Raw genomic sequence first — 21473 nt, forward strand, 5'->3', positions numbered from 1 at the left:
AGATGGAAGAGAAAATCAGACGCGCATTGTATCGTTTTGTGCTGCTGATCTTTATACTATTAAGTCTATTCCTGCTTGCGAAGCTGTTTCCTTACTACAACGGGTTGTTAGTGGGAATCTGGAAAGTACTCATCCCTTTTTTGATTGCAGGCTTTATCGCTTTTCTACTTCATCCTATCGTTGAAAAGTTACATGAACGCCGCCTGCCTCGCTGGATGGCAATACTGGTAATCTTCTTTATATTTTTTGCTGGAGTTGGGTTTGGATTATATAAAGGAATACCAAGGTTAATCCATCAATTGAAAGATTTAAATGCACAAATCCCAGAATTCGCGGAGGGTTACCGGAATTTAATATTACAAATCTATCAGCAAACATCAGACTTGCCCGAAAGCTTTCATGATCAATTGACCGAAATTCTTTATCAAATTGAAACCTGGACGAATGAGCGTATCACCATGCTGATTGCAAGTTTCAGTGGAATCATGGAAGTAATAGTTGTTGCAGCTGTCATTCCTGTCTTGACGTTTTACTTTTTAAAGGATATTGAACGCATTAAGGACGCTTGCAAAAAGCTGACACCAAAACGTTTCCATTTTGAAGGTAAGTCGCTGGTACAGGATATCAGTGTCTCTTTAGGGGGCTATATTCGTGGTCAATTTATTGTTTGTTTATTCGTAGGGTGTCTGTCATTTCTTGGTTTTTGGCTGATTGGTATTAAGTATCCGCTACTTTTAGGGGTAATTGTCGGAGCAACGAATATCATACCGTATTTCGGTCCCCTGATCGGCGCCTTTCCGGCTGTTATTATCGCACTGACTACTTCTGTAAAAATGGTAGTGTATGTTCTTATTACAATCATTGTGGTACAGGTGATCGAAGGGAATTTGTTATCACCTTATATAGTAGGGAAGAGTATCCATATCCACCCAATATTAATCATCCTTGCATTGCTTGTAGGGGAAGAAGCGGCAGGAATTTTAGGAATGATTCTTGCAGTCCCGCTTCTTACTTGTATCAAGGTGATAGCAGAGCATATATGGAGAGCAAGGACTGCCCATTGACATCTCCTGGATAGTTATCTATAATAACGCATATCTGAATCTAATGTTATCGAAATATGTAGACGGAAATGAGTATGCAGCAGACCATCTTTAAGAGAGGGATTTCCCTGGCTGAAAGAAATCCTGGATGAAGGGCTGCAGAAGCTATTCCTGAGTGCGGTTAATCCCCGCCGGCAGCGCACCGTTATCAAGCGTCCAAGGTGATGGAATAGTATTCCATAATCAGGGTGGTACCGCGGAAATCATATCCCGTCCCTGCTCAATTCGAGCAGGGACGGGTTTTTTTACGCTTTAAGAAAGTTTAACTTTGATAAAGTATTAAAGTATAAGAAAATACAAAGGCTTTCGCCATAAGTACTTGGCGACAAGCCAAGTTTTTCTTATACGATAAGGAGGAATTAATGATGAAAAAACTGACATCAGCACAAGTACGTCAAATGTATCTGGATTTTTTCAATGAAAAAGGGCACCGGACTGAACCGAGTGCTTCCCTTGTACCCCATGAAGATCCGTCTTTACTTTGGATCAACAGCGGTGTAGCTACTTTAAAAAAGTACTTTGACGGCCGGGTCATTCCTGAGAACCCACGGATTGTCAATGCTCAAAAATCAATTAGAACTAATGACATTGAGAATGTTGGAAAAACTGCACGCCACCACACGTTCTTTGAGATGCTAGGAAATTTCTCCATCGGGGATTACTTTAAGGAAGAAGCAATTGAATGGGGATGGGAATTCCTAACAAGTCCTGACTGGATTGGATTTGAGGAAGAACGCTTATCTGTTACTGTCCATCCCGAAGATGATGAAGCATACAGCATCTGGAAAGACAAGGTTGGCATTCCTGAAGAGCGTATCATTCGTCTGGAAGAGAATTTCTGGGATATCGGGGAAGGGCCGAGTGGGCCAAACACGGAAATTTTCTTTGACCGTGGAGAAAAATATGGTAATGATCCCAACGATCCTGAACTATATCCTGGTGGGGAAAATGAACGTTACTTAGAAATATGGAATCTCGTATTTTCCCAATTCAATCATAACCCGGATGATACCTACACACCTTTACCAAAGAAAAATATTGATACAGGGATGGGCTTGGAACGTATGGTATGCGTCATACAGGATACTCCGACAAACTTTGAAACGGATCTATTCCTGCCTATTATTAAAGAAACAGAGAAGCTTGCTAATGTAAAATATGGGCAAGACAGCGACTATGATGTAGCATTTAAAGTAATTGCCGATCACATCCGTACGGTGGCATTTGCGGTAGGAGATGGAGCACTGCCTTCCAATGAAGGGCGAGGATATGTTTTACGTCGTCTTTTGCGCCGCGCAGTAAGATTTGCAAAGCAAATCGGTATCCATGAACCATTCATGTATAAGCTGGTTCCTCAGGTTGCTGGAATCATGATCGATTTCTACCCGGAAGTGAACGAAAAGCAATCATTCATCCAAAATGTTATTAAAACAGAAGAAGAACGTTTTCATGAAACACTGAATGATGGCCTGGTTATTCTATCAGACATCATCAAGGATGAAACGAAAAAGGGGAATAATGTGTTCCCTGGGACAGAAGTTTTCCGTTTGTATGATACCTACGGATTTCCGAAGGAATTGACAGAGGAATATGTTGAAGAAGCCGGGTTTACCATTGACGAAGAAGGCTTCCAGGCAGAAATGGAAAAGCAGCGTGAACGCGCCAGAAGTGCTCGCCAGAAGTCGGGTTCCATGCAAATTCAGGAAGGCGTGCTTGGAGATGTGCAGGTTGACAGTGAATTTGTCGGATATGAAAACTTACATGTGAAAGCAACAGTGGTTGAACTGATTAAGGGGAAAACATTTGCAGACACTGTAGAGTCAGGTGAAAGGGCTTATATTTTTCTGGATAAAACTCCTTTTTATGCAGAAAGCGGTGGGCAAATCGCTGATAAAGGTACGATGCAAAACAATGTGACTGCCATTGAAGTCCATAATGTACAAAAGGCACCTAATGGACAACATATGCATGAAATAGTAGTCAAGGAAGGTACGCTGACAAAAGGTGCAGTAGTGGAAGCAACTGTAGATCAATCTTCTCGTTCATTTGTTGTAAAAAACCATACGGCGACTCACTTGCTGCATCAAGCATTGAAAGATGTACTCGGTGATCATGTTAATCAAGCTGGTTCACTTGTAGCGCCGGACCGTCTCCGCTTTGACTTTTCACATTTCGGGTCTGTATCGGAGTCTGAATTGCATCAAATTGAAAAAATTGTAAATGAGAAAGTCTGGGATTCTATTCCTGTAAAAATAGAATATAATTCCTTGCAAGAAGCGAAGGAAAAAGGTGCCATGGCATTATTCGGTGAAAAATACGGAGATGAAGTCCGTGTCGTTCAAGTAGGTGATTACAGTCTTGAGCTTTGCGGTGGCTGTCATGTAATTAATACAGCCGAAATCGGTCTGTTTAAAATTGTCTCCGAGACAGGAATTGGGGCAGGGACCCGACGTATTGAAGCAGTCACAGCAAAAGGCGCTTATCAATATATGAATGGGAAAGAGACACTCCTTAACGATGCTGCTGAACGTCTGAAAACAAAACCGGAGCAAGTGCCTGAACGAATCGATGCACTTTATCAGGAACTGAAAGCCGAACAAAGAGAGAAAGAATCCCTGGCTGGTAAGCTTTCCAATATGGAAGCAAGCTCAATTCTGGATGAGGTGGAAGAAGTAAATGGTATCCCTGTGCTTGCGAAGCAGGTAGATGTCAAAGATGCCAACAGTCTGCGAAACATGATGGATGAGCTAAAGCAGAAATTAAACACAGGAATTATCCTGTTAGCAGCTACAAATGGAGAAAAGGTTCAATTAATTGCAGGAGTTTCCAAAGATCTTATAGAAGAGGGTTATCATGCAGGAAAATTGATCAAAGAAGCTGCGGCTCGCTGCGGCGGCGGCGGTGGTGGACGTCCAGATATGGCGCAAGCTGGAGGTAAAGACCCTTCAAAAATTGGTGACGCCCTTCAGTATGCAAAAGAATACGTCCAATAAGCTCCTATGTTTTTCAAACTCCTGAATTAAGTATATAATGGAGTAAATCATAAAAAGTGCGAGGTGTTAAGATGAGTTCAATGGACAAGACCATGAAGTTTAATTTTTCAGAGGAGCCGTTCGATCAGGATGTACAATCCGTTCTTCTTTCGGTGCACGAAGCACTGAAAGAAAAAGGCTATAACCCGATCAACCAAATAGTCGGCTACCTGCTTTCCGGGGATCCAGCCTATATTCCTCGCCACAAAGATGCCAGAAACTTAATCAGGAAAATGGAACGGGACGAATTAATTGAAGAGCTGGTGAAATACTATTTGGAGGGAAATAAAGATAAATAAATGAAAACGATGGGATTAGATGTCGGAGAGAAAACAATCGGAGTAGCGGTCTCCGACGGATTAGGCTGGACTGCACAAGGGATAACCACGCTCAAGTGGACAGAGCCTGATTTTGACACAGCACATGAGGCCTTGAAGAAACTCATTGAGGAACATGACGTTTCTAAGATGGTCATCGGCCTTCCGAAAAATATGAATGGCACGGTGGGTCCCAGAGGAGAGGCCAGCAAGGATTTTGGTATAAAAATCGAAGAAGCTTTTGAAATCCCTGTTGTTTTCTGGGACGAAAGATTGACAACAATGGCTGCTGAACGTGTGTTATTGAATGCGGATGTCAGCAGGAAAAAAAGGAAAAAAGTAATTGATAAAATGGCAGCCAGCATTATTTTACAGAGCTACCTAGATGCCAATCAATAAAAGGAGTGGATTTTCATGGCTTTAGAAGAACAAGAGCGAATTATCATCCCTGATGAGAATGGGGAAGAACATTTATTTGAAGTGTTGTTCACCTTTGATGTAGACGAGACCAACCATTCTTATATCGCAGTCGTTCCAGCTGAACAGAAAGACGAAGAAGAAGTGGAAGTATTTGCTTTCCGTTACGAGGAAAAAGAAGGGGACGATGATGATTTGGCGTTATACCAAATCGAGACCGATGAAGAGTGGAATATGGTAGAAGAAACTTTGAACACATTGACTGAAGAAAAAGAGTAAGTTGTTAGCACGCTTCCTGAACGGGAAGCGTGTTTTTTTGCCTTCATGTCCGGCCCGTTGCCCCTTTGTTCATTTCACCGTAGAAAATTTGGTGCTTTTTGTAGTATAATGTACCGGATGGATTTAAGGAGGATGGGGCAATGTCTGATTCGAACTTTAAGGATTTATATCAGAAGCGACTGAAAAGAAGAGGGGAAGAAGCTAGCACGGTACGTAAAGTAGTAGCTATTGTATTGACAACATTATTAGTTGTTTTTATTGGCGGCGGAATCGCCGGTTATTTATATATTAAAGCATCTTTAGAGCCGGTTGACCCAAATGCAGAAGAAGAAATTACAGTTGAAATACCACTCGGTTCTTCCACTTCTTCTATCGCAAGTATATTAGAAGAGAACGATCTCATTAAAAATGATGTAATTTTTCGGTTTTATACCAAATTCAAAAATGAATCTGACTTTCAAGCTGGGGAATATCAATTTACCCAGGCAATGTCTATCGACCAATTGATAGAGTCATTGAAGACAGGAAAAGTAATCAGGGAGCCATTATTTCGGGTAACTGTCCCTGAAGGCAGAAAAATTACGCAAATAGCAAAGACCTTTGCAAAATCTAAACAGACAGATTTCACGGCCGAGGAATTTATGAAGAAAGCGGATGACCCTGAATATATAGAAAAACTAATGGAGCAATATCCTCAATTATTAACGGAGGAAATTCAATCACCTGAAATCCGTCACCCTTTAGAAGGGTATTTATTCGCTTCTACTTACGATTTTTATGAAGAAAACCCAAGCATAGAAACGATTATCGAAGGCATGTTGACCAGAACACAGGAAAATATTATGCCTTACCTGCCTGAACTGGAAAATCTGGGTATTTCCACTGTGCATGAAGTAATTACCATGGCTTCACTTTTAGAAAACGAAGCCCCTACAGCCGAAGATCGAAAGAAAATAGCTGGTGTTTTTTATAATCGATTGGAAGAAGAAATGCCACTTCAAACAGATCCCACAGTCCTATATGCTCTTGGAAAACACAAAGACAGAGTCCTTCATGAAGATTTGGAAGTAAAATCTCCTTACAATACTTACCAAATAAAAGGGCTGCCAATAGGACCCATATCAAATTTCAACAAAAACTCATTGGAAGCTGCAGTGCGTCCATCAGAGTCTGATTATCTATATTTTGTAGCTGATGGCGACGGTAACGTATTTTATTCGACGAATTATGATGACCATCTAAAAAAGAAAAAGAAGCATATCGATAGCCAAAGGTAGAGAAGGGGCTGTCTCAGCAGGTTTGTAACGTCTGAATAGATTAAAACTATAAAGACAGCATCCTGAGGAGGCAGTCTTTTTTGTGTGAGATATTTTAGTGAAGAAATGTAAGCTTTATGTTAAAATATTAGGGTTGTAAAATGAATGAAAGGTTGGTAAAGGAGTGTTTATAATGGATCGGACGGAGAAATATTTGGCCTCGCTTTTGCCATCTACCCCGATATGGGCTGAGGAATTAGAACAGTTTGCCAAAGAGAATCATGTTCCAATTATGGAACCTTTAGGTATTCATTATTTAATGCAGCTAGTACGAGTCAGTCGACCGGAAAGAATTTTAGAAATAGGTGCTGCTATCGGTTATTCTGCCCTGCGAATGCTGGAAGCTTCCCCGGAATCTTCCATAGTTACAATCGAGCGGGACCCTGAACGTCATCAACAAGCTAAAGCCAACCTTGAAAAATTAGATAAGCACCGCCAAATCGATCTCGTCTTTGGAGATGCTCTTGAATTTCAAGATGAAATCTCTAAAAAAGGGCCTTTTGATCTGCTATTTATAGATGCTGCTAAAGGTCAATACCAAAAATTCTTTGAGTATTATAGTCAGGTGGTTACAGATAAAGGAATCATTGTTTCTGATAATGTTTTGTTTAAAGGATACCCCGCAGGAAAAGATGATGATAATAAACGCATGCAAAAGATTGGTGATAAAATCCGTTCCTACAATGAGTGGTTGATCAACCATCCGCAATATCATACTACGATTGTGCCAATTGGTGATGGCATAGCAGTGACTGTGAAGAGGTGATGCGACGATGAAGAAACCAGAATTAGTAGTTACACCTGGTAATTTAGGGGAGATTGATATACTAGCCGAGGCAGGTGCTGATGCTTTCATTATTGGAGAGCAAGCTTTTGGACTTCGTCTGCCTGGTGAATTTAAAAAAGAGCAGCTGCGTGAGGCGGTACAACTTATTCATCAATATGATAAAAAAGCTTATGTTGCTGTCAATGGGATTTTCCATAATGAAAAGTTAGAGGCAATGAAAGATTACGTCAGCTTTGTTGAAAGTATAAATGCAGATGCCATCATTTTCGGGGATCCAGCTGTGCTGATGACAGTTAGAGAAGTAGCACCAAATATGAAGCTGCACTGGAGCACAGAAACTACCGGTACTAATTGGTATACTGCCAATTATTGGGGTAGAAAAGGATCAAAACGAGCTGTGCTTGCTAAAGAGTTGAACCTGGACCAGGTGATAGAAATTAAGGAAAATGCTGAAGTCGAGATTGAAGTACAGGTTCATGGGATGACCGCTATGTTCCAATCAAAACGACTTTTGGTAGGGAATTATTTCCGTTATCAAGGGAAAGCCATGGAAATAGAGCGAAAGGGAAAAGGAGAAAATTTATACTTATATGACCATGAACGTGATAATCGTTATCCAATCTTTGAAGACGAAAATGGCACCCATATCATGAGCCCTAATGACGTTTGTATGATCGATGAATTGTACGAACTGATCGATTCAGGCATTGATGCTTTAAAGATTGATTTCATTTTTAAATCTGCTTCTTACAAGAAAGAAGTCACTGCTTTGTACCGGATGGCGATAGATACTTACTTGAAGGACGAAAGCGAGTATAATAAACAAGCAGGAGAATGGCAAGCTAAGATAGAAAATATTCAACCGAAGAATCGGAAATTGGATACAGGCTTCTTCTTCAAAGAGACGGTTTACTAGAGTTAAGGGGGTACCATGATGGCAATCGGAGAAATATCAACTGTTATCAATGGAAAAAGAAAAATCACTAAAAAACCTGAACTGCTTGCACCAGCAGGAAATTTGGAGAAGTTGAAAATAGCTGTCCGATATGGGGCTGATGCAGTCTTTATCGGAGGACAAGAGTTTGGTCTCCGTTCTAATGCAGATAACTTTTCCTTAGAGGAGATGCGGGAAGGTGTTCAGTTTGCTGAAAGATATGAAGCTCGTATTTATGTAACTACTAATATTATTGCTCATAATGAAAATATGGAAGGGTTGGAAGAATATTTAAAGGGGATTGAAGCTGCAGGCGTTCATGGGATCATCGTCGCTGATCCTTTAATCATTGAGACATGCAAACAAGCAGCCCCTAAACTTGAAATCCATCTGAGTACACAACAATCCCTTTCCAATTGGAAAGCGGTCCAGTTTTGGAAAGAAGAAGGTCTGGAACGGGTAGTGCTGGCCAGAGAAACGAGCCATGAAGAAATCAAAGAAATGAAAGACAATGTAGACATTGAAATCGAGACATTCATTCATGGTGCAATGTGTATCGCTTATTCTGGCAAATGTGTATTAAGCAATCATATGACAGCACGGGATTCCAATCGTGGTGGCTGTTGTCAGTCATGCCGTTGGGATTATGATTTGATGAAGCAAGGAGATAGTGAAGCGGATAAACATGTATTTCCTAAACAATCTGCACCATTTGCTATGAGTCCTAAAGACTTGAACTTACTTCACTCAATCCCTAAAATGTGTGATATTGGTATCGATAGTTTGAAGATCGAAGGCAGGATGAAGTCAATTCACTATGTTGCAACCGTAGTCAGTGTCTATCGAAAGGTCATCGACGCCTACTGTGAAGACCCTGATAATTTTACGATCAGAGAAGAATGGGTAAGAGAGCTTGCTAAGTGTGCCAATCGAGACACCGCTTCCGCCTTTTATGAAGGGGTGCCAAGCTTTGAAGAGCAAATGTATGGGAAAGATAATGGAATACGTAAAACTAATTATGTATTTTCAGGAATGGTAATTGATTTCGATATGGAAACAAATATCGCAACCATACAGCAGCGCAACTTGTTTAAAGCAGGGGATAAGATTGAATTTTTCGGTCCTGAAATTAGTGGGTTCTCTCAAAGAGTTGTAGCAATTTGGGATGAAAATGAACGTCCGATTGATAAAGCTAACCACCCGCTTCAAATAGTAAAAATAAAAGTTGATCGACCCGTATATCCATATAACATGATGCGAAGGGAGAACCACTAAGCATGTCAGAAAGACCAGTTGTAATCGGAGTCGCTGGTGGTACAGGATCGGGAAAGACAAGTGTGACCCGCTCTGTGATCCAGCGTTTTGCAGATAAACCATTATTAATGATTGAACAGGATTATTATTATAAAGACCAATATCATCTGCCTATGGAAGAACGTTTAAAAACCAATTATGACCACCCATTGGCATTTGACAATGACTTACTGATCGAGCACTTAAAGCAGCTGATCCAGGAGAAACCGATTGAAAAGCCAGTCTATGATTATAAAATGCACACAAGATCTAATGAAACGATACATGTAGAACCGAGAGAAGTTATTATTGTTGAGGGGATTCTTGTACTGGAAGATGAACGTCTCCGTGACCTGATGGATATCAAAGTGTTTGTCGATACCGATGCTGATGTCCGTATCATTCGCCGTTTGATGAGAGATATCAAAGAACGAGGCCGATCGATTGATTCCGTGATTGAGCAGTATATCAACGTGGTACGTCCAATGCATCTTCAATTTGTAGAGCCGACGAAAAGATATGCAGACATCATCATTCCGGAAGGCGGTCAAAACCATGTTGCTATTGATTTGATGGCTACTAAAATAAAAACCATTCTGGAAGAACGCAGCGAGAAATAATTGGTAAAAAGAGTTGAAATGTCATATGAAATCTGGCATAGTTTTGTTTAGTAGTTCTAGATAGACATGTTCCTCGATAAAATGAAGTATACTCAAGCAAGAGCGCACATGAGTTATGTGCAACTCATATTAATAGTTATATTGGGGATAGGAATATAGTTGGGATAAAAGGAGTGTTTGTGATATGGCTGAAGAAAAAAGCTACTATATGACACAAGAAGGTAAAGAAAAATTAGAGAATGAGCTGCATTACTTGAAGACAGAGCGTCGACAGGAAGTAGTAGAAAGAATTAAAGTTGCCCGTGATTTTGGTGACCTTTCTGAGAACTCTGAATATGATTCCGCTAAAGATGAGCAGGCATTTGTGGAAGCGCGTATTTCTCAAGTAGAAAATATGATTCGCAATGCTGTAATCATCGAAAATGATAATCAGAATCCTGATATGGTCTCTTTAGGTAAATCTGTTACTTTCCAGGAGCTTCCTGAAGGAGACGAAGAAAAATATACGATTGTCGGAAGTGCGGAAGCAGATCCATTCGAAGGGAAGATTTCCAACGACTCTCCGATGGCTAAAAGTCTTATCGGTCATGAGGTGGGAGAGCAGGTTACTGTAATGACCCCTGGTGGCGAAATTGAAGTGAAAATCGTAAGTGTTGAATAACTTGTATAAAAAAATGACGGGGCTTCCCGTCATTTTTTTTGTTTTAGAACGATAACCGCAGTCCATACTGGAGATAGAGGTGTGGACATGAATTCTAACCGTTTAATACTATATATGATTAGTTTGCTGGTTGTTTTTTCAATCTTGATTTACCGGTTGATGGATATCCAGCTTTTCAACACGGAACACTTTGGCGAGGCAAATGTAAATTTGCTGCAGGAAAGTACTTTACAGCGGACTTCGAAAATCGAATTATCTGATGGCAGAGGTCTTATTGTCGATAGATATGGTAACCCGATGAATAAGAAAGTGGAAAAAGACGTGGTGATGTTTCCTTTTATCAATGAAGTGGAAGAAATAAAAAATGTGCTAAAGGAAATTATCGGTGTTGACCAATCGGTATGGAATGATTGGTTCTCTAAAGAAGAGGAAGCATTTTTTCTTACGGATAAAGGCTATAACCTAACAGAAGAACAATTAGACAGAATAGATAAGGCAAGTTTTCCTGGGGTTATGGTGGTTAAAAAAGAGTCATTACCTGATCGAGAAAGTATCCCGCACTTAATTGGAATGACCGGTGAGGGGGAGGAATCGTTTCTTTCCTCCAATGAAACAGAACTCCACGGAATTTCCGGTTTAGAGGCAGCGTTCGATCGTTTTTTAGCTAGTGAAGAAACACAAACGGCTCAATACCATATCGATGCGATGGGTAACCCTTTACTAGGATTAGGTATGCGACTTACCGACATAGGCAATCCCTTTTATCCTTTATCTATTACAACTACAATCGATATGAAATTACAGCAGAAATTACACGCTATTTTACAGGATATGGGCATTATAGAAGGTGGAGTAGTGCTATTGGATGTGAAATCAAGGGAAGTATTAGCCATGATTTCAAGGCCTGACATATCAGTGACTGAACTATATGAAGAGCAAAAAAGTATAAAAAACAGGATGCTTACCAGCTATCCACCAGGCTCCATATTTAAAACAGTAATAGCCGCTGCAGCTATAGAAAATTATCCTGGTCTACTAAAAACAAAGTTTGATTGCAATAAAAGTTTGTATGGCACTGGTGAAGATGCAAGAAAGTTGGGATTGCTTTCTTTTGAAGATAGTTTTGCACAAAGCTGTAATTATACATTCGCTGAAACAGCACGTAAGCTGATAAAATTGGATAACGAAGTCATTGAAAATTATGCCAATAAGCTGGGTTTGATCAATCCTGTAGGCTGGGAAGGGAAAGTTTATCACTATAAAAATTTCAGACAAATTCCAGAAGAAGAGCGCGGTAACGTCTGGGGAGCTGATAGTGACAGAAGTGTCCCAAGAGCAATAAGTCAAACTGCAATTGGACAGAAAAATGTAAAGGTAACACCATTGTCTATAGCAAATATGATGGCAACCATCGCAGATGACGGCGTAATAAAACAAGTAAGGGCAGTTCAGCGTATTACCTATGAAAATAACACGGAGCTTCATTCATTTGAATCAGATAGTAGTCAGGCATTATCTGGGGTAACTGCATTGAAGCTCCAGGAATTACTGGAAAAAGTTGTAGATGAAGGCACGGGCAGACAGTTAAGCGCGTTACCTATTGCCGGTAAATCGGGCACTGCAGAAACAGGGAAAGAAGGGGTCAATCATTATTGGTTTGCGGGTTATTTTCCACGGGAAGAGCCGGAATACGCCATGGCAGTAGTGGAGTTGAATCAAAGAAGAGACGAGCAGCAAATCTACACGCTGTATGCACACTTGGCACAGGAAGTGTTAAGACATAAGATGAAAGATTGAATTTTTATGTGATAACTAGGGGGTTTGTGCCAATAAAGACGAAGTCAGCCATCTATGTTCGTATTCCCGCCAAAAGATATCCTTCAGGAAAGCTTCTTTATCTGTTGATATGATAAATTGAAAGACAGTCTTCTCTTCAACCTGGTCAAAGTATACAACCCTTTGATTATGAAAGAATATACAAAGTTGTTTAGCATTTTTATCGTAGCCTATTTTTACGAAGCTTTGGTTTCCCCAGATATTCGGATCGAAATCTGTGTATTTCATATCATCACCTCGTTATTTTCTCTAGTACTTAATTCTATTAGATACCTATGAGCAACTTCCTTCCTTTATTCCAAAAATAGTTTCGAATCGACAAAAATAGCCAGGATTTTAGGGTGTCGTATTAATTGGTTCCTTTATTGGAATCTTGTATAATATAACAAGGATAAAGGAGGGCTATATGCATGGCAAATAATAATGATAAATATACACGTGCCACAAGGCGTCAAAAAAAGAAGAAAGGCAACCGAATGATCACCTGGCTAGTCGGGGTAGCGGGTACAATGATTTTATTATTAATCGTATTTTTTACGGTTATGGTCAATCTGGGGGATGACCAGGCCTCAGTGGAAGAAGATAATTCCATCACCTTAAAAGAACAGTATAAAAAGGATGAGAAGGAAGAGGCTCAAGATTCCAGCGAGCAAAAAGCAGAAGAAGAGCAGGATAAAGATAGTGACAATAACGCTGATAAGTCCGACAGGAGTGATCAAGAAGAATCTGAAGAAAACACTGTAAGTGATAAAGAGAAAGAAAAAGAGAAAGCAGAAAAAGAGAAAGAGAAAGCAGAAAAAGAAGATGAAGACAAGGAAAAAGATAAAGAAGAAGCAAACGTACAAGAAAGTGATAAACCGAATGTCGATAAAGTCATTACAAAGAATTGGTCTCCTGTACCTACAGAGCAGGAAAATCACACAAGGGTGACTTTTGAAGAAGGCACACAAGATTGGAAAGAAATGACGAGTGCAGTTGCAAAGGGAGCCGGTTTATCAAAAAGTGATATGATTCTCTGGTGGGCAGATGGAAACGGTCCGAACAGTGTCATTGCAACAGTAACTAATAAAGATCAGACAAAAAACTATCGTGTTTATGTTTCATGGGTAGACGGCGCGGGCTATAAGCCTACCAAAGTTGAAGTGCTGCATAAAAACGATCAGAAGCGTTGAGGATAAGTCGCCGCGTTTCATGAAGCTTAAGCCATAGGGGGAATTGTCAATGACTATAGGAATAATCGGAGCAATGGACGAAGAAGTTGAATTATTAAAGAATAATATGGATGATATAAACGAAGAAGAGGTGGCCGGAGTCCAATTTGTGGAAGGTAAGCTGCGCGGTCAAAAAGTAACCGTACTGAAATCAGGTATTGGGAAAGTTAATGCCGCAATGGCTGCAACGATTCTGCAGGAGCGTTACCAGCCTGACTATGTGATCAACACAGGATCTGCCGGAGGTTTCGCGAAACAGCTGGAAGTAGGGGATATTGTCATTTCTTCCTTAGTAACACATCATGATGTAGATGTGACTGTCTTCCAATACGAATATGGTCAAGTACCAGGTATGCCTGCAATGTATTCGGCTGATGATGATTTAATTGAAAAAGCTGAACGTGCAGTTGAGCAGCTGAAAGTCTCATCAGCTAAGGGCATTATCGCTACCGGGGATGCCTTTATGCAGGAGGCCGAACGTGTAGATTTTGTCCGTGGGAAGTTCCCGGAGATGATTGCGGCAGAAATGGAAGCGGCAGCGATCGCTCAAGTATGCTTTAAATATGGCACGCCTTTTGTAATTATTCGGGCATTATCTGATATTGCTGGTAAAGAATCTAATATCTCATTTGATAAGTTCCTGGAAACAGCTGCAGCAAATGCGGCTACTATCATTATGAATATGTTACAAGACCTGCCACAATAATACCCATCTAACAACAATTACCACCGAGTTTGAAAGGATTCCATGATAAAATGGAAGATATCGGGGGTGGTTATCGATGAATTCTATGAAACAATTAGAAAATAAAATTGAAGATTATAAACGCTTTGTCATTACGTTAATCATAGTTAGCAGCTATTTCTTTATAGGGACAATCATCAGTATGTATGTTTATCATAATCAGTTAGAAGGCCTTATGGTGACATTGACACTTACGGGTCTCGCTACAGCATTCTACTTTATACTGAAGTTGAGTGAGTTCCAACAAAAATTAATGGAAGAAGAGTAAAGGCAGGTGACGTCATCGACGTGTCACCTGCTTTTTTGTCTTATCTTTTACTTTCAACGATGGAAATAAAGCCAATAACCGCCGCCAATGATGAGCAATAATAATAAGAGGACAATGACAACGGAATACCATTGTCCACCTGGATTGTAATAGTTGCCATAAGGATAAGGCGGGTAAGGACCATAAGAGCTATACATTGGTCAATCGCCTCCTGTATTAGGTTCTTACCCTATCCTATGCTTGGGTCAGTCGTTTGATATAGGAGAAATACCCATTTTTGCACGTTCATGTTTATAAAATTCATGGAAGATCTTCATCAATGCTCTTTTTTCGATACGTGAAACGTAGCTTCGTGATATCCCTAACTCTTTAGCAATCTCTCTTTGTGTTTTTTCTTCTTCTGCATTCAAGCCATAACGGGCAATCAACACTTCCTTCTCCCGTTCATCCAGAATAGTAATGAATTCTTTTATTTTTTCCAGTTCCATCCCTAATTGTATTTGTTCGACTACATCGACATGTTCTGCTTTCAAAATATCGATGAGGCTTATTTCATTGCCTTCTTTATCTTGGCCGATAGGATCATGGAGGGAAACATCTTTTTTCGTTTTTTTCAATGCTCTAAGATGCATAAGTATTTCATTCTCGATACAGCGTGCTGCATAAGTAGCCAGTTTTGTCCCCTTGTTCGGAGAGTAGCTTTCAATTCCTTTGATCAAACCAATCGTTCCGATAGAGATTAAGTCTTCTGTATCTTCTTTGGTATTTTCGAATTTTTTTACAATATGAGCGACCAGTCTCAAGTTATGTTCAATTAATAAATCCCTAGCTTCTGGATCACCTTCTTGCAACAGCTTCAGTTGTTTTGCTTCTTCTTCTGGAGAAAGAGGATTAGGAAATGCCTGGTTTTTCACATAAGAGACGAAGAGGAAAGTTTCCTTGACCAAATAGATAAGAGACCCCAGGATGCTAGACACGATAACAGACCTCCTCCAGGTAGTGGGCTTTTAACCTATAAATTACCTTATGTGGCAATAACGGTTATCGTGTCTGTCCATCTGAAGAAATAATGGTGAAAAAAATAAAAAACCTGTCATACGTTGGTATGACAGGTAACTTGCTCTGTATTTAATTGTCGATTGATTTCCTTTTTTCCTTAACAACCTCAGCATAATCATCTCTGACACTTTTATCCCAGAGCTTTACGCCATTATGATATCCAGCCCGAGAGATCATATGTCCAGAGATTGGGGCAGTCATCATTACAAAAATCATTCCTAAGATCAACTTCCCACTCACGATCCCATGTTCCACATACAGGAATAAAAACGCTCCTATCATTATACCTGCTATTCCGAGCGTAGAACCTTTTGTAACAGCATGCAGCCTGATAAAGAGATCAGGAAAGCGCAACATCCCGATGGAAGCAGAAAATATAAAGAAGGTGCCGATTAACAGAGAAAGGCTGATGATTATATCAATCAGTAAATTAATCCAAGTCCCGCTCAATGATAACACCCTTTTCTAAAAATTTGGCTACAGCAATTGTACCGATGAACAGTAAGATCCCGATCAAGAGAATAACATCGTTCAATTGGGTGGTTACCAATACAATAGACATCAAACCTGCTAAAGCCATTAAATTCACCCCGATATTATCCAATGCAACAGCACGATCTGGATTGGTAGGGCCGACGATGGCCCGGTACATGAGCATGATGACAGAAATGGCAATGACGACAATACAAATCAATGCAACTACTGAAATCATTGATTGTGTATATTCTAATGCTTGTTCCATTATCTAGTCACCTCCATGATCGCCTTTTCGAAAGTTTCTTTAATATCATTGATGGACTCCACAACATCAGGCATATCTATAGCATGGATATAGATTTTGGAATTATCTTCACTTACATCGATAGATAATGTCCCCGGAGTCAAGGAAATCAAGTTCGCTAATAATGTGATTTCCCAGTTGCTTTTCAACTCGGTCGGCAAAGCGAAAATTCCCGGTTCAAAATCTAATTTAGGCTTATAAACCAATTTGACAATTTCAATATTGGAAAGGGTCAGCTCTTTGATGAATAGTACGATAAGCTTAATTACTTTGATTACACGATCCATATAGAAGGAGTCTGGTATGAAACGCTGTAACACAAAGAGCAGTAAAATACCGAGTAAGTAACCGATTAAAAAGGTGGAGAATGTGTAGCTTTCACTTAAAAACATCCACATAAGCGCAATAACTATATTAATGACTATTTGTAAATTCATAAATCACTACTCCTTAAGCACAGAATCAATATAGAGTTCTGGCGCCATCAGGTACTCAGCAATGGATTGAATCGCAGGATAGAACCATTCTGCTCCAACCCCTAGTATAACAGATAAGGCCAGTAAGCCAGCTATTGGTCCTGTGAATGCTTTAGCCGCTCGTTTATCTACCGGGAAGCTTTCATCCTTTTCTCCCCAGAATGCTCCAATAAAAATGCGGATCATGGAAAACAAGATCAATAGACTGCTCAATAAAGCAACAATGACAATGGATATTTCTTCTTCTGCTAAACTGCCTTGAAGGAGCAGCAACTTCCCAATGAAACCACTAAAAGGAGGAATACCTGCCAGCACTAGAGAGGCTAGGAAAAAAAGCCATCCAAGTAAAGGGTAGTGATGAATCAAGCCTCCCATTTTACGTAAGTCGGAGGTCCCGGCTAAATATACCAGAGCACCTATCAATAAGAATAAGGCTCCTTTGATTACCATGTCATGAACAAGGTAATAGACGGTTCCGCTTAACGCAGTCTCCGTAAAAACACCAATTCCCATCAGCATAAAACCAACTGCAGGTATGATGTTATACGCGATGATAAGTTTTACATTATTAGTAGATAGTGCCCCGATGACCCCGAAAATCATCGTCAAGCCTGCCAGCCACAAGAACAGGTTATGCGTAAGACCCTGGTCATGCGTGAATATTAACGTAAATACCCGTAAAATCGAATAAATACCTACTTTTGTAAGCAAAGCTCCAAACAACGCTGATACGACTGGGTTAGGTACGGAATAGGAGTTCGGGAGCCAATAATACAAAGGAAAAACTGCCGCTTTGGTTGCAAATACGAAAAAAAGTAAGACGGCGACAGTTGTCAGGATGCCTTGTTGGTCAACATCTTTCACCCGTTCAGCGATTTGTGCCATGTTAACCGTACCTACAACCGAATAAACAAAAGAAATTGCTGTGACAAACAACATGGAAGAAAATAAGTTCAATAATAAGTATTTAATCGATTCTCTCAGTTGTGCTTTCCCGCCACCTAAGACAATCAATGCATAAGATGCCATTAGTAATACTTCAAAGAAAACGAAAAGGTTGAACAAGTCTCCCGTAAGAAAAGCACCACTCACCCCGGAAATCAACAGGAAAAAGAAGGCGTAGAAATAGAAAGATTCCTGTTGATCAGACAAGGATTTTGGTGCGTAAAAAGCCGCTGCTACAGCAATGATATTAGTAGTAAGCACCAGTGTTACAGCAAGCAAATCAGCGACAATGATAATGCCGAAAGGGGCTTCCCATGCCCCTGTTTCTAATACCAACGTCCCGTTTTGTCTGACATAAGAAAACATGTATGTTACCACTGCCAGATTCAGGATAGTAAGCAGCTTAGCCAACGATCTGACTAGTGGAAGTTTCTTTGGAAAGAAAGCTAAAAGTATTCCTGCTAATAAAGGTATGATGATTGGTAGTATAGCTAAGTTACTCATAATCGTTGCCCCTTAATTGTTCAATATTATCCGTCCCGTTCGCTTCGGAGGCTCTATAAGCTAATACCAGGAGAAAGCTGGTTACTCCAAAGCTAATAACGATGGATGTTAAAATCAACGCTTGTGGCAGGGGATCTGTATAGTGTTCGATTCCCTCCACTAAAATAGGAGGAGCGCCGCCTTTTAGACCTCCCATTGTCAAAATAAACAAATGGGCACCATGGGAGATGAGAGCTGTTCCGATCGCAATACGCAGCAGTTGTTTTTGAAGAAGGTTATACACACCTGTTGTAAACAACAAACCTGCGACGATAGACATGATGATCTCCATTATACATCCCCCTTCTTATTTTTACGTAGTTTAATCATTCCGAAAATCCCTACTGCAGCAATACCGAGCACGGTGATTTCAAATAGTGTATCCAATCCACGCATGTCAACGAGGATTACGTTGACAATATTATCCCCACCACCGAGCTTATATGAATTCTCGATAAAGTAGGTGGAGATGGATTCAAACCATTTACTGCTATGAGAAGAGATGGCTACTAATGTCATCAATGCTCCAAATCCTACGGAAATAATCAAGTTCAGCGCTTTTGTACTCCAGGCTTGTTGTCTGACTTCAAGTTTAGGCAAATGATTGAATGCCATCAGGAATAAAGCGACAGTGACAGTTTCTACAATCAACTGTGTTAAGGCAAGGTCAGGTGCACGGTAAATGACAAAGAGAATGGAAAGTCCGTAACCGACCACACCTAAGATAATGATAGCTGCTACACGGTTATTGGCAACAATAGTACCTACTGCCGCAACCACCATCATGATAGCAACCAACAATTCAATGGCAGTAAACTCAGCTGTATTTTCCATACTGAAAGTGAAGCCTCCAGTGGAAATCATAAAGCTGAATGTAACAATCAGAATGGCAGATAAGATTAAACGGAAATATCTGCCTAGTGACCCATTCATATACCCTTTAGTAATCTTTTCAGAATAGGTTTCCGCACGTTTAACCAGTCCATCATACACTTTATTCATACTTAACGGCCCAGGTATAAACCGGTAGATAGGCTCCCATTTTGTTCGAGTGAGCACAAGGATGGTACCGAATGCAAGAACAGCCATAGACATGATTAAAGGCAAATTGATTCCGTGCCAGAAATAGATATGTTTGTCGACCTCTCCACCATAAATAGAAGCGGCAGCATGACTGATGAAGGGTTTATTGATCAATTCTGGAAAGACACCAATTACAATTACTCCAAGTACCAGGACTGCCGGTGATATAAGCATTCCGATAGGAGCCTCGTGTGGCTTTTTCGGTAATTCAGAAACATTTGCTTTGCCCCGGAAAGTTCCAAAGAAAAAGTACATGGAATAGACAAACGTGAATATACTGCCGAACACAGCAAGGTAAGGTAATACTTGCTGCAAAAAGGCTGCCAGTGCATTGCTTGTCGCCTCGAATTCCAGGGTAGCTCCAAAGAACATTTCCTTACTATAGAATCCATTTAAAAACGGCAGTGGAAAGCCTGCCATTGAGAAAGTAGCCAGGACAGCCAATGTGGCTGAAATCGGCATGAAGGTCATCAAACCACCAAGTTTACGGATATCACGGGACCCTGTTTCATGATCGACGATACCTGCGACCATAAATAGACTTCCTTTAAAGGTTGCGTGGTTCAAAATATGGAATACCGCTCCAAAGATAGCGGCTTTCGTACCAAATCCGAGCATGGCCATGATCATACCAAGCTGACTGATTGTAGAGAATGCAAGGATCCCTTTCAGGTCAGTTTGGCGAACAGCCATATAAGAAGCCCACATTAAAGTTATAATTCCAAAACCACTGACTACGACGAAGAACCATTCGGACTCAGCGAAAATAGGAATATAACGGGCTACCAAATAGATACCTGCTTTTACCATGGTAGCTGAATGGAGATAGGCACTGACTGGCGTAGGGGCTTCCATGGCATCTGGGAGCCAGATATGGAATGGAAACTGAGCTGATTTTGTAAATGCTCCCAGTAACAGGAGTCCCAATATTAGCGGGAAGAATTCATGATTCAAAATGATGCTCTTTTGGGAAATCATCTGTTGAATGCTGGATGTGTTAGTTATTACAGACATGAATACAAGGGACCCTAACATACTAAGTCCCCCAAACACAGTAATAAGCATCGATTTCAACGCTCCGTATCGCGAGCCCCGGCGATGGTTCCAATAACCGATCAACAAGAAGGAAGATAAGGAGGTGAATTCCCAAAAGCTGTATAGTACAAAGACATTATCCGATAGTACTACCCCGAGCATTGACCCCATGAATATTAAAAAATAGACATAAAAGTTGCCCAGCTGCTCTGATTTATGCAAATAGTAAATAGAATAAAAAGCGACTAGTGTACCAATTCCACTAATCAATAAAACGAATAATAGACTTAAGCCATCCAAATAGAAGTTCATATTCATATTCAAGGATGGGATCCAAGTATAACTCCTTGTTACAGGTTGGAATCCTGTACCTATGAATTGGATAAAGTAAAGAAACACAATTAGAGGTACAAGGGTAACAAATATACCAGTATGTATCCTATTCTTCATCTTAGCTAAAAAAGGGATGAAGATGGATGCTATGAAGGGTAATAAAACGGCAAACAACATCAAGCTGATCCTCCTCTGAATAATGTATAAGAAAAGTCTTACACGGACTGGTCATAGAAACTTAGTCACTCAATTGTAATCAAAAATTACACGATTATTCAACTAAATGTAACTAAATCATAAGCTTCTTTTAGTGTGTCCCATAGTCTTATTAAATAAGAAGAAACATGGCATAAATTTTAAAATAAAAATAACGCACTTTTGATTGCCAAAAGTGCGTTA

General features: G+C 40.2%; 24 protein-coding genes and 1 other annotated feature. Of the genes, 15 read left to right on the top strand and 9 right to left on the bottom strand.

The window, feature by feature from the left end; all coding sequences use genetic code 11:
- Positions 1 to 2: 2 nt before the first annotated feature.
- The 12 genes from ACGTN9_RS03510 (at position 3) to ACGTN9_RS03565 (ending at position 12556) form a co-directional block, all read left to right on the top strand.
- A complete protein-coding gene (locus ACGTN9_RS03510) occupies positions 3 to 1064 on the top strand; it encodes an AI-2E family transporter (protein WP_499590615.1) in 1062 nt (353 codons plus the stop codon).
- 50 nt (positions 1065 to 1114) lie between these two features.
- Positions 1115 to 1324: a binding site (T-box leader), on the top strand.
- 144 nt (positions 1325 to 1468) lie between these two features.
- Positions 1469 to 4096 (top strand): alanine--tRNA ligase, encoded by a 2628-nt coding sequence (gene alaS / locus ACGTN9_RS03515; protein WP_499590617.1) that lies wholly within the window; start codon positions 1469 to 1471, stop codon positions 4094 to 4096.
- 71 nt (positions 4097 to 4167) lie between these two features.
- Entirely contained in the window at positions 4168 to 4434 is a 267-nt protein-coding gene (locus ACGTN9_RS03520) for an IreB family regulatory phosphoprotein (protein ID WP_093045504.1), read from the top strand.
- On the top strand, positions 4435 to 4851 hold the full coding sequence (gene ruvX / locus ACGTN9_RS03525) for a Holliday junction resolvase RuvX (RefSeq protein ID WP_499590619.1): 417 nt from the start codon (positions 4435 to 4437) through the stop codon (positions 4849 to 4851).
- Positions 4852 to 4866: 15 nt separating this feature from the next.
- Positions 4867 to 5148, top strand: a complete 282-nt coding sequence (locus ACGTN9_RS03530) for a DUF1292 domain-containing protein (protein WP_499590621.1) — start codon at positions 4867 to 4869, stop codon at positions 5146 to 5148.
- 140 nt (positions 5149 to 5288) lie between these two features.
- Positions 5289 to 6425 (top strand): endolytic transglycosylase MltG, encoded by a 1137-nt coding sequence (mltG, locus tag ACGTN9_RS03535; protein ID WP_499590623.1) that lies wholly within the window; start codon positions 5289 to 5291, stop codon positions 6423 to 6425.
- 172 nt (positions 6426 to 6597) lie between these two features.
- Positions 6598 to 7230, top strand: coding sequence for an O-methyltransferase (locus tag ACGTN9_RS03540; RefSeq protein ID WP_499590625.1), 633 nt, complete (start codon positions 6598 to 6600; stop codon positions 7228 to 7230).
- Positions 7231 to 7237: 7 nt separating this feature from the next.
- Entirely contained in the window at positions 7238 to 8167 is a 930-nt protein-coding gene (locus ACGTN9_RS03545; RefSeq protein WP_499590627.1) for a peptidase U32 family protein, read from the top strand.
- Positions 8168 to 8185: 18 nt separating this feature from the next.
- Complete coding sequence (locus ACGTN9_RS03550) at positions 8186 to 9460, top strand: peptidase U32 family protein (RefSeq protein ID WP_499590629.1); 1275 nt, start codon at positions 8186 to 8188, stop codon at positions 9458 to 9460.
- Positions 9461 to 9462: 2 nt separating this feature from the next.
- Positions 9463 to 10098 carry a uridine kinase gene (gene udk, locus ACGTN9_RS03555; protein ID WP_499590631.1) on the top strand — a complete coding sequence of 212 codons (636 nt, stop codon included), beginning with the start codon at positions 9463 to 9465 and terminating at the stop codon, positions 10096 to 10098.
- Positions 10099 to 10282: 184 nt separating this feature from the next.
- Positions 10283 to 10759: a transcription elongation factor GreA gene (gene greA / locus ACGTN9_RS03560; protein ID WP_093045512.1), complete on the top strand. Its 477-nt coding sequence runs from the start codon at positions 10283 to 10285 to the stop codon at positions 10757 to 10759.
- A gap of 87 nt (positions 10760 to 10846) precedes the next feature.
- Positions 10847 to 12556, top strand: a complete 1710-nt coding sequence (locus tag ACGTN9_RS03565) for a peptidoglycan D,D-transpeptidase FtsI family protein (RefSeq protein WP_499590633.1) — start codon at positions 10847 to 10849, stop codon at positions 12554 to 12556.
- Between the two features lie 15 nt (positions 12557 to 12571).
- Here ACGTN9_RS03565 and ACGTN9_RS03570 read toward each other — a convergent pair whose 3' ends face one another.
- Positions 12572 to 12823, bottom strand: coding sequence for a KTSC domain-containing protein (locus ACGTN9_RS03570; RefSeq protein ID WP_499590635.1), 252 nt, complete (start codon positions 12821 to 12823; stop codon positions 12572 to 12574).
- A 182-nt stretch (positions 12824 to 13005) separates the two neighbouring features.
- On the opposite strand from ACGTN9_RS03570, the gene ACGTN9_RS03575 reads away from it, so the two are divergent.
- From ACGTN9_RS03575 to ACGTN9_RS03585, 3 genes are all read left to right on the top strand, one after another.
- Positions 13006 to 13767: a YrrS family protein gene (locus ACGTN9_RS03575; RefSeq protein ID WP_499590637.1), complete on the top strand. Its 762-nt coding sequence runs from the start codon at positions 13006 to 13008 to the stop codon at positions 13765 to 13767.
- 49 nt (positions 13768 to 13816) lie between these two features.
- The gene (gene mtnN / locus ACGTN9_RS03580; protein WP_499590639.1) at positions 13817 to 14512 is read left to right on the top strand and encodes a 5'-methylthioadenosine/S-adenosylhomocysteine nucleosidase; all 696 of its coding nucleotides are present in this window, start codon (positions 13817 to 13819) and stop codon (positions 14510 to 14512) included.
- 76 nt (positions 14513 to 14588) lie between these two features.
- Positions 14589 to 14819, top strand: coding sequence for a YrhC family protein (locus tag ACGTN9_RS03585; protein WP_499590641.1), 231 nt, complete (start codon positions 14589 to 14591; stop codon positions 14817 to 14819).
- A gap of 53 nt (positions 14820 to 14872) precedes the next feature.
- Here the strand turns inward: ACGTN9_RS03585 and ACGTN9_RS03590 are convergent, their stop codons facing one another.
- The 8 genes from ACGTN9_RS03590 to ACGTN9_RS03625 all read right to left on the bottom strand — a co-directional run bounded on the left by ACGTN9_RS03590 (position 14873) and on the right by ACGTN9_RS03625 (position 21251).
- Positions 14873 to 15016: a hypothetical protein gene (locus tag ACGTN9_RS03590; RefSeq protein WP_499590643.1), complete on the bottom strand. Its 144-nt coding sequence runs from the start codon at positions 15014 to 15016 to the stop codon at positions 14873 to 14875.
- Positions 15017 to 15064: 48 nt separating this feature from the next.
- A complete protein-coding gene (sigK, locus tag ACGTN9_RS03595) occupies positions 15065 to 15796 on the bottom strand; it encodes an RNA polymerase sporulation sigma factor SigK (RefSeq protein ID WP_093045518.1) in 732 nt (243 codons plus the stop codon).
- 151 nt (positions 15797 to 15947) lie between these two features.
- On the bottom strand, positions 15948 to 16328 hold the full coding sequence (gene mnhG / locus ACGTN9_RS03600; protein WP_499590645.1) for a monovalent cation/H(+) antiporter subunit G: 381 nt from the start codon (positions 16326 to 16328) through the stop codon (positions 15948 to 15950).
- Positions 16309 to 16620, bottom strand: a complete 312-nt coding sequence (locus ACGTN9_RS03605) for a Na(+)/H(+) antiporter subunit F1 (RefSeq protein WP_499590647.1) — start codon at positions 16618 to 16620, stop codon at positions 16309 to 16311. The genes mnhG and ACGTN9_RS03605 overlap by 20 nt, the downstream gene beginning before the upstream one ends.
- Positions 16620 to 17096, bottom strand: coding sequence for a Na+/H+ antiporter subunit E (locus ACGTN9_RS03610; protein WP_499590649.1), 477 nt, complete (start codon positions 17094 to 17096; stop codon positions 16620 to 16622). Before ACGTN9_RS03610 ends, ACGTN9_RS03605 begins: the two co-directional genes overlap by 1 nt.
- A 6-nt stretch (positions 17097 to 17102) precedes the next feature.
- Positions 17103 to 18584 carry a Na+/H+ antiporter subunit D gene (locus ACGTN9_RS03615; RefSeq protein ID WP_499590651.1) on the bottom strand — a complete coding sequence of 494 codons (1482 nt, stop codon included), beginning with the start codon at positions 18582 to 18584 and terminating at the stop codon, positions 17103 to 17105.
- A complete protein-coding gene (locus ACGTN9_RS03620) occupies positions 18577 to 18915 on the bottom strand; it encodes a Na(+)/H(+) antiporter subunit C (protein ID WP_093045522.1) in 339 nt (112 codons plus the stop codon). Before ACGTN9_RS03620 ends, ACGTN9_RS03615 begins: the two co-directional genes overlap by 8 nt.
- Complete coding sequence (locus ACGTN9_RS03625; protein WP_499590653.1) at positions 18915 to 21251, bottom strand: Na+/H+ antiporter subunit A; 2337 nt, start codon at positions 21249 to 21251, stop codon at positions 18915 to 18917. Before ACGTN9_RS03625 ends, ACGTN9_RS03620 begins: the two co-directional genes overlap by 1 nt.
- Between the last annotated feature and the right edge of the window lie 222 nt (positions 21252 to 21473).

The organism is Halobacillus sp. B23F22_5, from assembly GCF_043497085.1.
Classification (GTDB): domain Bacteria; phylum Bacillota; class Bacilli; order Bacillales; family Halobacillaceae; genus Thalassobacillus.

Coding starts and splice junctions, on each gene's coding strand:
- ACGTN9_RS03510 (WP_499590615.1), top strand. CDS start 3: ATGGAAGAGAAAATCAGACGCGCATTGTATCGTTTTGTGCTGCTGATC.
- alaS (WP_499590617.1), top strand. CDS start 1,469: ATGAAAAAACTGACATCAGCACAAGTACGTCAAATGTATCTGGATTTT.
- ACGTN9_RS03520 (WP_093045504.1), top strand. CDS start 4,168: ATGAGTTCAATGGACAAGACCATGAAGTTTAATTTTTCAGAGGAGCCG.
- ruvX (WP_499590619.1), top strand. CDS start 4,435: ATGAAAACGATGGGATTAGATGTCGGAGAGAAAACAATCGGAGTAGCG.
- ACGTN9_RS03530 (WP_499590621.1), top strand. CDS start 4,867: ATGGCTTTAGAAGAACAAGAGCGAATTATCATCCCTGATGAGAATGGG.
- mltG (WP_499590623.1), top strand. CDS start 5,289: ATGTCTGATTCGAACTTTAAGGATTTATATCAGAAGCGACTGAAAAGA.
- ACGTN9_RS03540 (WP_499590625.1), top strand. CDS start 6,598: ATGGATCGGACGGAGAAATATTTGGCCTCGCTTTTGCCATCTACCCCG.
- ACGTN9_RS03545 (WP_499590627.1), top strand. CDS start 7,238: ATGAAGAAACCAGAATTAGTAGTTACACCTGGTAATTTAGGGGAGATT.
- ACGTN9_RS03550 (WP_499590629.1), top strand. CDS start 8,186: ATGGCAATCGGAGAAATATCAACTGTTATCAATGGAAAAAGAAAAATC.
- udk (WP_499590631.1), top strand. CDS start 9,463: ATGTCAGAAAGACCAGTTGTAATCGGAGTCGCTGGTGGTACAGGATCG.
- greA (WP_093045512.1), top strand. CDS start 10,283: ATGGCTGAAGAAAAAAGCTACTATATGACACAAGAAGGTAAAGAAAAA.
- ACGTN9_RS03565 (WP_499590633.1), top strand. CDS start 10,847: ATGAATTCTAACCGTTTAATACTATATATGATTAGTTTGCTGGTTGTT.
- ACGTN9_RS03570 (WP_499590635.1), bottom strand. CDS start 12,823: ATGAAATACACAGATTTCGATCCGAATATCTGGGGAAACCAAAGCTTC.
- ACGTN9_RS03575 (WP_499590637.1), top strand. CDS start 13,006: ATGGCAAATAATAATGATAAATATACACGTGCCACAAGGCGTCAAAAA.
- mtnN (WP_499590639.1), top strand. CDS start 13,817: ATGACTATAGGAATAATCGGAGCAATGGACGAAGAAGTTGAATTATTA.
- ACGTN9_RS03585 (WP_499590641.1), top strand. CDS start 14,589: ATGAATTCTATGAAACAATTAGAAAATAAAATTGAAGATTATAAACGC.
- ACGTN9_RS03590 (WP_499590643.1), bottom strand. CDS start 15,016: ATGTATAGCTCTTATGGTCCTTACCCGCCTTATCCTTATGGCAACTAT.
- ACGTN9_RS03605 (WP_499590647.1), bottom strand. CDS start 16,620: ATGGAACAAGCATTAGAATATACACAATCAATGATTTCAGTAGTTGCA.
- ACGTN9_RS03610 (WP_499590649.1), bottom strand. CDS start 17,096: ATGAATTTACAAATAGTCATTAATATAGTTATTGCGCTTATGTGGATG.
- ACGTN9_RS03615 (WP_499590651.1), bottom strand. CDS start 18,584: ATGAGTAACTTAGCTATACTACCAATCATCATACCTTTATTAGCAGGA.
- ACGTN9_RS03620 (WP_093045522.1), bottom strand. CDS start 18,915: ATGGAGATCATCATGTCTATCGTCGCAGGTTTGTTGTTTACAACAGGT.
- ACGTN9_RS03625 (WP_499590653.1), bottom strand. CDS start 21,251: ATGTTGTTTGCCGTTTTATTACCCTTCATAGCATCCATCTTCATCCCT.